At 69.3% G+C, this 10,726-nt stretch carries 12 protein-coding genes; all 12 read left to right on the plus strand.

Translation table 11 applies throughout. The annotated features are described in order from the left end of the window. Positions 1 to 102 precede the first annotated feature (102 nt). The gene (locus RTO53_RS14875) at positions 103 to 429 is read left to right on the plus strand and encodes a YerC/YecD family TrpR-related protein (protein ID WP_312238521.1); all 327 of its coding nucleotides are present in this window, start codon (positions 103 to 105) and stop codon (positions 427 to 429) included. 13 nt (positions 430 to 442) lie between these two features. Beyond that, the gene (gene hisG, locus RTO53_RS14880; RefSeq protein ID WP_312238522.1) at positions 443 to 1,354 is read left to right on the plus strand and encodes an ATP phosphoribosyltransferase; all 912 of its coding nucleotides are present in this window, start codon (positions 443 to 445) and stop codon (positions 1,352 to 1,354) included. Then, positions 1,351 to 2,646, plus strand: coding sequence for a histidinol dehydrogenase (gene hisD, locus RTO53_RS14885; protein WP_312238523.1), 1,296 nt, complete (start codon positions 1,351 to 1,353; stop codon positions 2,644 to 2,646). Before hisG ends, hisD begins: the two co-directional genes overlap by 4 nt. Next, the gene (gene hisC / locus RTO53_RS14890; protein ID WP_312238524.1) at positions 2,643 to 3,734 is read left to right on the plus strand and encodes a histidinol-phosphate transaminase; all 1,092 of its coding nucleotides are present in this window, start codon (positions 2,643 to 2,645) and stop codon (positions 3,732 to 3,734) included. Before hisD ends, hisC begins: the two co-directional genes overlap by 4 nt. Beyond that, positions 3,731 to 4,804: a bifunctional histidinol-phosphatase/imidazoleglycerol-phosphate dehydratase HisB gene (gene hisB / locus RTO53_RS14895; RefSeq protein WP_312238525.1), complete on the plus strand. Its 1,074-nt coding sequence runs from the start codon at positions 3,731 to 3,733 to the stop codon at positions 4,802 to 4,804. The genes hisC and hisB overlap by 4 nt, the downstream gene beginning before the upstream one ends. After that, positions 4,801 to 5,403: an imidazole glycerol phosphate synthase subunit HisH gene (hisH, locus tag RTO53_RS14900; protein WP_312238526.1), complete on the plus strand. Its 603-nt coding sequence runs from the start codon at positions 4,801 to 4,803 to the stop codon at positions 5,401 to 5,403. The genes hisB and hisH overlap by 4 nt, the downstream gene beginning before the upstream one ends. Beyond that, positions 5,400 to 6,134, plus strand: a complete 735-nt coding sequence (gene hisA / locus RTO53_RS14905) for a 1-(5-phosphoribosyl)-5-[(5-phosphoribosylamino)methylideneamino]imidazole-4-carboxamide isomerase (protein WP_312238527.1) — start codon at positions 5,400 to 5,402, stop codon at positions 6,132 to 6,134. The genes hisH and hisA overlap by 4 nt, the downstream gene beginning before the upstream one ends. Beyond that, positions 6,128 to 6,904: an imidazole glycerol phosphate synthase subunit HisF gene (hisF, locus tag RTO53_RS14910; protein ID WP_312238528.1), complete on the plus strand. Its 777-nt coding sequence runs from the start codon at positions 6,128 to 6,130 to the stop codon at positions 6,902 to 6,904. The genes hisA and hisF overlap by 7 nt, the downstream gene beginning before the upstream one ends. Next, the gene (hisIE, locus tag RTO53_RS14915; protein ID WP_312238529.1) at positions 6,894 to 7,517 is read left to right on the plus strand and encodes a bifunctional phosphoribosyl-AMP cyclohydrolase/phosphoribosyl-ATP diphosphatase HisIE; all 624 of its coding nucleotides are present in this window, start codon (positions 6,894 to 6,896) and stop codon (positions 7,515 to 7,517) included. Before hisF ends, hisIE begins: the two co-directional genes overlap by 11 nt. Positions 7,518 to 7,610: 93 nt before the next feature. Then, positions 7,611 to 9,209 carry a calcineurin-like phosphoesterase family protein gene (locus RTO53_RS14920; protein WP_312238530.1) on the plus strand — a complete coding sequence of 533 codons (1,599 nt, stop codon included), beginning with the start codon at positions 7,611 to 7,613 and terminating at the stop codon, positions 9,207 to 9,209. 163 nt (positions 9,210 to 9,372) lie between these two features. Then, positions 9,373 to 10,371 (plus strand): glucokinase, encoded by a 999-nt coding sequence (locus RTO53_RS14925; protein WP_312238531.1) that lies wholly within the window; start codon positions 9,373 to 9,375, stop codon positions 10,369 to 10,371. 57 nt (positions 10,372 to 10,428) lie between these two features. Further along, the coding region (locus tag RTO53_RS14930) for an isoaspartyl peptidase/L-asparaginase (protein WP_312238532.1) at positions 10,429 to 10,726 on the plus strand (298 nt) is incomplete at its 3' end.

A 10,726-nucleotide genomic window follows, 5' to 3' on the forward strand; every position in this document is an offset into this window, starting at 1 on the left:
TTTCGTTTCGAGAGGCTGAACGGGTCCCCTGCGAGGGTCGCGGCGGTTTGACCTTGGACCTGCGTTTGCGCTAATGTAATAGCACGCTATTACATTGATACGATGAAACTACGCCCAATCCCCCGCGAAAAAGATGCCCAGGCCGACCTGGCCGCGTTGGCGCGTGCGTTTGCCGCGCTGTCCGGCCCGGAGGCGGTCACCGCCTTCCTGCGCGATCTGTGCACCCCCGCCGAGCTGGAGGCGCTGTCCGACCGCTGGAAGGTGGTGCCGCTGCTGCAGCAGGGTGTGCCGTATCGCGAAATCCATGAACTGACCGGTGTGAGCGTGACCACCACCGGGCGCGTGGCGCGCTCGCTGGACCATGGCCACGGTGGCTATGCCGCCGCCATCGCCGTGACCGCCATGCCCACACCCCCCGAATCCGAGTAGAGAGCCTCCCCCCATGAGTGCAACCCAGAACGCCCCGGCCCGTGACCGGCTGCGGATCGCCATCCAGAAGAGCGGGCGGCTGGCCGAGCCGGCGCGCAGCCTGCTCACCGCCTGCGGGCTGAGCTGGCGGCAGAGTCGCGACAAGCTGTTCTGCTACGGCGAATCGCTGCCGGTGGACCTGCTGCTGGTCCGCGATGACGACATTCCCGGGCTGATCGCCGATGGCGTCTGCGATTTCGGCATCGTCGGGCGCAACGAACTGGACGAGCAGGGCGCCGCGCGCCGCCGTCTCGGCCTGCCTGATGCCTACCAGGCGCTGCGCGGGCTCAACTTCGGCCAGTGCCGGTTGATGCTGGCGGTGCCGGAAGAATGGGAATGGACCGGGGTGGAACAACTGGCCGGCAAGCGCATCGCCACCAGCTATCCGGCGATCCTGGCCGACTGGCTGGCCGAGCGCGGCGTGGACGCGCAGGTGGTGGAACTGTCCGGCTCGGTGGAAATCGCGCCGCGGCTGGGCACGGCCGACCTCATCTGCGACCTGGTCTCCAGCGGTGCGACCCTGGCTGCCAACCAGCTCAAGCCGGTGGAAACCCTGATCGAAAGCGAGGCGGTGCTGGCCGGTCCGGTGCGCACGCCCGATGACGCCCGTGCCGGGCTGATGGCGATGCTGCTGCGGCGCCTGGATGGCGTGGTGAAGGTGCAGGACAGCAAGCTGCTGATGTTCCGCGCCGCGCTGGACCGGGTCTCCGAGTTGACCCGGCTGCTGCCCGACGCCGACCCGCTGGTGCAGTTGCCCGATGACGGCGGCCACCTGCGTCTGCAGACGATGTGCCACGGCGCGTTGACCTGGCAGCGGTTGGAGGACCTGGAACGCGCCGGCGCGCAGGGCTTGATGGTGTTGAGCGTGGAGCGGTCGCTGGCATGAATCGTCTGACGTGGTCCCAACTGGATGCCGGCGCCCAGGCGCAGGCCCTGCAACGTCCGGTCCAGGCCGTGGCGGGGCGCACCCGTGAATCGGTCGCGGCGCTGATCGCGGCGGTGCGCGCGGGCGGCGATGCCGCGCTGCGCGAGATCACCCTGCGCTTCGACGGCGTGGCGCCGGAAAGCTTTGAAGTGAGCGAGGCCGAGTTCGCCGCGGCCGAGCAGGCGGTGTCCGCCGAGCTGCGCCAGGCGATGGCCGAGGCCGCCGCGCGGATCCGCACCTTCCACCAGGCGGGCATGAGCCAGGGCTATGCGGTGGAGACGGCACCGGGCGTGCGCTGCGAGCGTGTCGTGCGTCCGATCGGGCGCGTCGGCCTGTACGTACCGGCCGGCAGCGCGCCGTTGCCGTCGACCGCGCTGATGCTGGGCGTGCCGGCACAGCTGGCCGGCTGCCGCGAAGTGGTGCTGTGCACGCCCCCGCGCAAGGACGGCAGCGCCGATCCGGCCGTGCTGGTGGCCGCGCGCCTGACCGGCGTGCACCGGGTGTTCAAGCTCGGCGGTGCGCAGGCGATCGCGGCGATGGCCTATGGCACCGACAGCGTGCCGGCCTGCGACAAGCTGTTCGGGCCGGGCAACAGTTACGTGACCGAAGCCAAGCAGCAGGTGGCGCAGGACGGTGCGGCGGCGATCGACATGCCGGCCGGGCCGTCGGAAGTGCTGGTGATCGCCGATGCCGGTGCAAACCCGGCATTCGTCGCCGCCGATCTGCTGTCGCAGGCCGAGCACGGCCCGGATTCGCAGGTGCTGCTGCTCACCGACGATGCGGCGATGCTCGATCGCGTAGCGGCGGAGGTGCAGGCCCAGTTGGCACGGCTGTCGCGTGCGGATATCGCCGCCCAGGCCCTGAAGGCCTCGCAGCTTATCCAGGTCGACTCGCTGGAACAGGCCTTCCAGATCAGCAACCGCTACGCCCCGGAACACCTGATCCTGGCCCTGCGCGAGCCGCGTGCGTGGCTGGAGCAGGTCGAAGCGGCCGGCTCGGTGTTCCTGGGTGATTACACCCCCGAAGCACTCGGTGACTACTGCAGTGGCACCAATCACGTGCTGCCCACCGCCGGCGCCGCCCGCGCCTACAGCGGGGTGAGCGTGGCCAGCTTCCAGAACCTGATCAGCGTGCAGTCGGCCACCGCGCAGGGTATCGCCGCGATCGGTGGCTGCGCGCGCGTGCTGGCGCGCGCGGAAGGGTTGGACGCGCATGAGAACGCGGTGACCCTGCGCATGGAGGCCGCCGCATGAGCGCCTCTTCGTCGGTGATGTCGCTGGTGCGCCCGGACCTGCAGGCATTTGCGGGGTATTCCTCCGCGCGCAGCAGTGCGCTGGTGGGCGATGTCTGGCTCAATGCCAACGAATCGGCCTGGGCCAATCCGGCCGACGGTGAAGGCCGCGCGCGCCGCTATCCGGACCCGCAGCCGGCCGCCTTGCGCGCGCGCCTGGCCGATCTTTATGGCTGCGCCCCCGATCAGCTGTTGATCGGTCGCGGCAGCGATGAAGCGATCGACCTGCTGGTGCGTGCGCTGTGCGAGCCGGGCCGCGATGCGGTGCTGGTGACGCCGCCGGTGTTTGGCATGTACGCGGTGTGCGCACGCCTGCAGAACGCACCGCTGCTGGAGGTGCCGCTGCGCGATGATGGCGACGCATTGAACGTCGATATCGACGCGGTGATCGCCGCTGCGCTGGCCGGCAACGCCAAGCTGGTATTCCTGTGTTCGCCGTCCAATCCGGCCGGGAGCGCGATCGCGCTCGCACAGATCGAGCGGGTGGTCATTGCGTTGCAGGGCAGGGCGCTGGTGGTGGTGGATGAGGCCTACGCCGAGTATGCGGCGCTGCCGTCGGCGGTTTCGCTGCTGGCAACCCATGACAACGTGGCCGTGCTGCGCACCCTGTCCAAGGCGCACGCGCTGGCGGCCGCCCGGATCGGCAGCCTGATCGCCGCACCGGCATTGATCCAGCTGCTGCGCCGCTGCCAGGCCCCGTATCCGATTCCCGGCCCGTGCGCGGACCTGGCGCTGGCCGGGTTGAGCGAAAGCAACCTGCAACTCACAGCGTCACGCGTGGAGCGGATCAAGCTGGAGCGCAGCCGCCTGCAACAGGCGCTGGCCGTGTTGCCGGGCGTGTTGCGGGTCTATCCCTCGCAGGGCAACTACCTGCTGGTGCGCTTCGCCGATGCGCAGCAGGCCTTCGACGCGTTGCTCGACGCGGGTGTGGTGGTGCGCGACCAGCGCGCCGCGCCACAGCTGCACGACGCGCTGCGCATCACCGTGGGCAGCACCCTGGAGAACGACCGCGTGCTCAGTGCGCTGGCGGCACGGAGGGTTGCCGCATGACGCCCATCCTGTTCGTCGACCGTGACGGCACGCTCATCGAGGAGCCGGCCGATTTCCAGATCGATGCATACGAGAAGATCCGCTTCGTGCGCGATGTGATCCCGGCCATGCTCAAGCTGCGCGATGCCGGCTACCAGTTCGTGATCGTCAGCAACCAGGACGGCCTCGGCAGCGCGGGCTATCCGCAGGCCAGTTTCGATGGTCCCAACGACCTGATGCTGCAGATCTTCGCCAGCCAGGGCATCGTGTTCCGTGACGTGCTCATCGACGGCACCTGGCCGCACGACAACGCACCGACCCGCAAGCCGGGCATCGGCATGATGCTGCCCTACCTGCAGGACCGCGGCATCGACTGGGCCCGCTCGGCGATGGTCGGCGACCGGCCCACCGACATCCAGTTCGCCGACAACATGAAGATCCGCGGCTTCCAGCTGCGCACCGATCAGTTCGGCGGCGACTGGGACTGGAACGGCATTGCCCACGAGCTGGCCGATGCGCCGCGCCGCGCGGTCGTGCAGCGCAATACCAAGGAAACCAGGATCCGCGTGGAGGTCGACCTGGACCGCACCGCCGAGCCGCAGACCCACACCGGGCTGCCGTTCTTCGACCACATGCTGGAGCAGATCGGCAAGCACGGCGGTTTCGCGCTCAGCGTGCGGGCCGAGGGCGACCTGCACATCGACGAGCACCACACCATTGAAGACACCGGCCTGGCACTGGGCCAGGCGCTGCGCGAGGCACTGGGCGACAAGCGCGGGATCGGCCGTTACGGGTTCACCCTGCCGATGGACGAGACCCTGGCCAGCGCTGCGCTGGATTTCAGCGGGCGTCCGTATTTCGTGTTCGAAGGCGAGTTCAAGCGTGAGCGGGTGGGCGACATGCCGACCGAGCTGGTGCCGCACTTCTTCCGCTCACTCTGCGATGCGGCAGGCCTCAACCTGCACCTGAGCGTGCGCGGCGACAACGACCACCACAAGGTCGAGGCCTGCTTCAAGGCGCTGGCGCGCGCGCTGCGCCAGGCGCTGCCGCGGCAGGGCACCGCCTTGCCGAGTACCAAGGGGGCGCTGTGAGCGAGGTCGCGCTGATCGATGCCGGTGGCGCGAACCTGGGCTCGGTGCGCTATGCGCTGGAGCGGCTGGGCGTGCAGGTGCGGCTGGTGCGGGATGCCAAAGGGCTGCGCGGGGTGTCGCGGGTGATCCTGCCCGGCGTGGGCGCCGCGCCGCATGGCATGGCGCGCCTGCATGCGCAGGACCTGGTGCAACCGCTGCGCGAGCTCGAGGTGCCGCTGCTGGGCATCTGCCTGGGCATGCAGCTGCTGTTCGAGGGCTCCGAGGAAGGCCACGTGGAATGCCTGGGGCTGATGCCGGGGGTGGTGCGCCACCTGCATCCGGCCACCGGCATCCGCGTGCCGCACATGGGCTGGAACCGGCTGCTCCCGCTGCGCGAATCGGACCTGCTTGCCGGCGTACCCGAGCGCGCCAGTGCGTACTTCGTGCACAGCTACGCCGCGCCGCTGGGGGAGCACACGGTGGCGGCCTGCGACCACGGCGGCCTGTTTGCCGCCGTCGTGCAGCGGGGCCGCCACAGCGGGGCCCAGTTCCACCCCGAACGGTCCGCCGCCACCGGCGCGCGGATCCTGCGCAATTTCATCGAGAACCAATCGCCATGAGTTTCACCGTCTATCCCGCCCTGGACATCCGCGAGGGCCGCGTGGTGCGCCTGCTGCAGGGCGACTATGCGCAGCAGACCACCTATGGCGATGACCCGCTGCCGCGCGCGATCGCCTTTGCCGACGCCGGGGCGACGTGGATGCACCTGGTCGATCTGGATGCCGCCCGCGCGGGGGGCTACACGCTGGCACCGCTGCTGTCCTCGATCGCGCAGCAGACCCCGCTGAAAGTGCAGACCGGCGGGGGCGTGCGCTCGCGCGATGACGTCGCGCGCATCCTCGATGCCGGCGCCACCCGCGTGGTGGTTGGCTCGGTAGCGGTGCGTGAGCCGGACACGGTGATCGGCTGGCTGGGTGAGTTCGGCCCGGAACGGCTGACCATCGCACTGGATGCCCGCCAGGCCGACGACGGCCGCTGGCTGTTGCCCGTGCATGGCTGGACCGAGACCGCCGAGGACACGCTCGACGTGCTGGCCACGCGGTATGCCCAGGCCGGCATGCAGCACCTGTTGTGCACCGACATCGCCCGCGACGGGATGCTGTCCGGCCCCAACATCGGGCTGTACCGGCACCTGGCAGCGCTGCTGCCGGGCGTGGCCGTGCAGGCCTCCGGTGGCGTGCGCAGTGCCGCCGACGTGGCCGACGCCAAGGCGGTCGGTTGCCGTGGCGCCATCCTCGGCAAGGCCCTGCTGGAAGGGCGCATGACCCTGCAGGGAGCGCTGGCATGCTGAGCCGCCGGTTGATTCCCTGCCTGGACGTGCGCGACGGCCGCGTGGTCAAGGGGGTGCGCTTCCGCGATCACGTGGACATGGGCGACATCGCCGAACTGGCGCTGCGTTATCGCGAACAGGGCGCCGATGAACTGGTGTTCTACGACATCGGCGCCAGCCCCGAGGGGCGCGCGGTGGACGTGACATGGATCGAGCGCATCGCGCGGCTGATCGATATTCCGTTCTGCGTGGCCGGTGGCATCAGCGATGTGGAGACCGCGCGCCGCGTGCTGTATGCCGGCGCCGACAAGATTTCGATCAACTCGCCCGCACTGGGTCGCCCGGCGTTGATCGAGGAACTGGCCGATGCCTTCGGCGTGCAGTGCGTGGTGGTCGGCATCGACTCGGTGCGAGAGGCCGACGGAGAATGGCGGGTGCGGCGTTTCAGTGGCGACCCGGACAAGACCCAGGTGGTACCGGTGCGCACGCTGGACTGGCTGGTCGAGGCACAGCGCCGCGGTGCGGGCGAGATCGTGCTGAACTGCATGGACAGCGACGGCGTGCGCCGCGGCTATGACGTGGCCCAGCTGCGCCAGGCGCGCGCGCTGTGCCAGGTGCCCCTGATCGCCTCCGGCGGTGCCGGTGAGATGCAGCACTTTGCCGACGTGTTCGACCAGGCCGACGTCGATGGCGCGCTGGCCGCCAGTGTTTTCCACAGTGGCGCCATCGCCATTCCCGCGCTCAAGCAGTTCCTGCGCGCGCAGCAGATCGAGGTTCGAGATGTCTATTGAAGTACTGCCCTCGCACGAGGCCCTGGACGGGCTCGACTGGAACAAGGGCGATGGCCTGCTGCCGGTCGTGGTGCAGGACGCCGACACCCTGACGGTGTTGATGCTGGGCTACGCCAACGCTGAATCGCTGGCGCTGACCCTGGCCACCGGCTACATGACCTTCTACAGCCGCAGCAAACAACGGCTGTGGACCAAGGGCGAGTCGTCGGGCAACGTGCTGGCCGTGGTCGCCGTGCGCATCGATTGCGACAACGATACCCTGCTGGTCAGCGCCCGCCCGGCCGGCCCGACCTGCCACACCGGCAGCGAAAGCTGCTTCGCACAGGCGCCGGGCAACTTCCTCGGCCGCCTGGATGCGCTGGTGCTGCAGCGCGAGCAGCAGCGCCCGGCCGGCAGCTACACCACCACGCTGTTCGAAGGCGGCACCCGTCGCATCGCCCAGAAGGTGGGCGAGGAGGGCGTGGAAACCGCGCTGGCGGGGGTGGTGCAGGACGACGCCGCGCTGCTGGGCGAATCGGCCGATCTGCTGTTCCACCTGATCGTGCTGCTGCGCGCGCGCGGCTTGTCGCTGGACGATGCGGTGCAGGTGCTCGCCACGCGGCACGCGCGCTGATCGCGACCGCGCGCGCCGTTTAACGTCGGTGAAACGCGGCACACGCGATGATGTGCCGCTTTACAATCACCCACCCCTGAACGGACTGTCCCGATGACCCGCACTGCTGCCTGGCTGGCCTGCCTGCTGTTGACTACCGCACCCGCCCTGGCCGCCGAGGTGACCGTGACCGGCAAGGTCTACCAGGAGCGCGACGGCAAGCCCGGTCGCGGGCCGACCGATCCGGGCCTGGCGGGGGTGCAGGTCTCCAACGGCGAGAGCATCGTGCGCACCGCCGCAGATGGCAGCTACAGCCTGCCGGTGCGCGATGGGCAGACGGTGTTCGTGATCAAACCCGATGAGTATCGCTTCCCGGCCGCGGAAAACGGCCTGCCGGCGTACTGGCGCCATTACGCGCCGCAGGGCTCGCCGCGGCTGAAGTACGACGGTATCCACGCCACCGGCTCCAATACCCGCAACTGGGATTTCGCGCTGGAGCCGGCCAAGGGCAGCGATGCGGCGCGCGCCGGGTTCGAGATGCTGGTGTTCACCGATTCGCAGACCGCCAGCAAGGTCGACATCGATTACTACCGGCGCGCCATCGTCGAACCCATCATCGGCAAGCATCCGGCGCGACTCGGCACCACGCTGGGCGACATCGTCAACGACGACCTGGACCTGTACCCGACCATCAACAAGGCCACCGCGCAGCTGCAGGTGCCGTGGTTCCATGTGCCGGGCAACCACGACCTGGACTTCGACGCCGGCGACGACCGCCATTCGCTGGACAGCTGGCGGGCAGTGTATGGCCCGGATACCTACGCGGTGGAGGAGGGCGGCGCCAGCTTCGTGTTCCTCGATGACGTCGTCTACGACCCCAAGGCCAAGCCGACCTACGTTGGCGGCTTGCGCGCGGACCAGTTCACCTTCCTCGGCAACTACCTCAAGGGCCTGCCGCGCGACCGGCTGGTGGTGCTGGGCATGCACATCCCGCTGTTCGATGCCGCCCCGGGCCGCGAGACCTTCCGCCACGCCGACCGCACGCGCCTGTTCGCCCTGCTCAAGGACTTCCCCAACGTGCTGGTGCTCAGCGGCCACAGCCACACCCAGCAGCACTATTACCACGGTGCCGCCGAAGGCTGGCAGGGGGCAAAGCCGCTGCATGAGTACAACGTCGGCGCGGCCTGCGGTGCGTTCTGGTCCGGGGTCAAGGACAACAGCGGCATTCCCGACGCGACCATGAGCGATGGCACCCCGAACGGTTATGCGCTGCTGTCGGTCAAGCCCGGCGGCGACTACAGCCTGCGCTACTACGTGGCACGCGCGCCGGAGGATTACCAGATCGCGCTGCACGCACCCAAAGTGCTGCGCAAGGACGCCTACCCGGCATGGGGTGTGTACGCCAATGTGTTCATGGGCCAGGCCGATACGCTGGTGGAATACCGCGTGGACAACGGCGGCTGGCAGGGCATGAAGCGGGTGGAGCAGCCGGATCCACGCCTGCTGGTGGAGAACATGGCCGACGACCAGGCCGAGAAGCTGCGCGGTTTCGATCGCTCGCCCGAGGCCACGCCGTCGCCGCATCTGTGGCGTGGCGCGCTGCCGACCGATCTGCCCGCCGGCGAGCACAAGGTTGAAGTGCGCGCGGTGCATGCCGATGGCCCCACGTCCACGGCCAGCACCACCTATCGCCTGCAGGTGGCCAAGCCTTGATGACGCCTGTGCATACGCTCGGGTACGGCAACCTCCGCTTTGCAAACCGGGGCCGATCACCGAAAATCGTGCAGGTGAGTTCGACCCCAGCCAAGGCCAGCGAGTGAGCGTTGCGGTACCGTTTCCGGACCCTGTTCCGGCCCTTCCCGACGCGACGTCCGCCATGACGCCCGCCCTGGAATCCCCGGTTGAACCGGTCATCGTCGCCGACGTCGGCGGCACCTTCGCGCGCGTGGCCCTGGCCGAGATACGTCCCGGCCAGCCGCCGCAGCTGCACGGCCTGCGCCGTTACAGCTGCGCAGGGTTCGCCAGCCTGGCCGCGATCCTGGCCGACTTCATCGCCGTTACCGCGCGGCCGGTGGATACGGCGGTGGTCGCAATCGCCGGCCTGCTTGAAGGCGACCACCTGGTCAACACCAACCTGGCCTGGCCGGTGTCGGTGGCGGCCACCCGCGCCGAGGCCGGGCTGCGCTCGCTGGCGTTGATCAACGATTTCGAAGCGGTCGCCTACGCCATCCCCTGCGTGCAACCGGATACGCTGGTGGCACTCAACGGCGAGCCCGGCAACGAGAGTTCGCCGTGGCCGGCGCTGGTCCTTGGACCCGGCACCGGATTGGGTGCGGCGCTGCGGTTCCAGGGCGGCGATCAGCCGGTGCTGGCCAGCGAAGCCGGCCACGCCGCACTGACCGCCGGCAATGCGCTGGAGCTGGAGATCCTGCGCCAGATGCAGCAGCGATGGGAACACGTGGACCAGGAGCGCATCCTGTCCGGCAGCGGCCTGATGAATCTGTATCCGTGCCTGTGCGGCATCCGTGGCGTGGCACCGCGCTGGCAGTCCACCGAAGCGCTGATCGCCGCCGCGCATGCGGGCGAGGACGTGCTGGCGGTGGAAACGCTGGAGGTGTTCAGCGCGTGGCTGGGCAGCCTGGCCGGCGACCTGGCGATCACCTTCGGCGCGCGCTCGGTGTACCTGGCCGGTGGCATTTCCACGCGCATTGCGCCGTTCCTGCATGCCGGTGGTTTCCGCGCGCGCTTCCTGGCCAAGGGCGTAATGTCGCGGGTGCTGGCACAGGTGCCGGTATGGCGGGTGGAACATGGCGAGCTGGGCATGCTGGGCGCGGCGGTATGGCACGCCGCACGCCGCGAACGCGCGGTGGCATGAACGCATCCCGCCCGGATGTCGGGCGGAACAACTACAGCGGGTGCAGGGAGGGTTGAGATGACCGATCGCAGGCAGTTCCTCCAGGCCGGTGCATTGGCGGCCGGCGCGCTTGCCATGCCGCGCGTGCGTGCGCAGGCGCGCGCCGGCGCGCGGGTGGTATCGACCTGGGATTTCGGTGTCGGCGCCAACCAGGCCGCGTGGAAGGTGTTGTCCGTCGGCGGCAGTGCGCTGGATGCGGTGGAGGCGGGCGCACGCTGGGCCGAGAGCGAGCTGTGCAATTCCACCGTCGGTCGCTGCGGCAATCCCGATCGCGACGGCGTGCTCAGCCTGGACGCCAGCATCATGGATGGTGATG

The organism is Stenotrophomonas sp. (assembly GCF_031995405.1).
Lineage (GTDB): Bacteria > Pseudomonadota > Gammaproteobacteria > Xanthomonadales > Xanthomonadaceae > Stenotrophomonas.

Coding starts and splice junctions, on each gene's coding strand:
- hisB (WP_312238525.1), top strand. CDS start 3,731: ATGACGCCCATCCTGTTCGTCGACCGTGACGGCACGCTCATCGAGGAG.
- hisF (WP_312238528.1), top strand. CDS start 6,128: ATGCTGAGCCGCCGGTTGATTCCCTGCCTGGACGTGCGCGACGGCCGC.
- RTO53_RS14920 (WP_312238530.1), top strand. CDS start 7,611: ATGACCCGCACTGCTGCCTGGCTGGCCTGCCTGCTGTTGACTACCGCA.
- hisC (WP_312238524.1), top strand. CDS start 2,643: ATGAGCGCCTCTTCGTCGGTGATGTCGCTGGTGCGCCCGGACCTGCAG.
- RTO53_RS14925 (WP_312238531.1), top strand. CDS start 9,373: ATGACGCCCGCCCTGGAATCCCCGGTTGAACCGGTCATCGTCGCCGAC.
- RTO53_RS14875 (WP_312238521.1), top strand. CDS start 103: ATGAAACTACGCCCAATCCCCCGCGAAAAAGATGCCCAGGCCGACCTG.
- hisG (WP_312238522.1), top strand. CDS start 443: ATGAGTGCAACCCAGAACGCCCCGGCCCGTGACCGGCTGCGGATCGCC.
- hisA (WP_312238527.1), top strand. CDS start 5,400: ATGAGTTTCACCGTCTATCCCGCCCTGGACATCCGCGAGGGCCGCGTG.
- hisIE (WP_312238529.1), top strand. CDS start 6,894: ATGTCTATTGAAGTACTGCCCTCGCACGAGGCCCTGGACGGGCTCGAC.
- hisD (WP_312238523.1), top strand. CDS start 1,351: ATGAATCGTCTGACGTGGTCCCAACTGGATGCCGGCGCCCAGGCGCAG.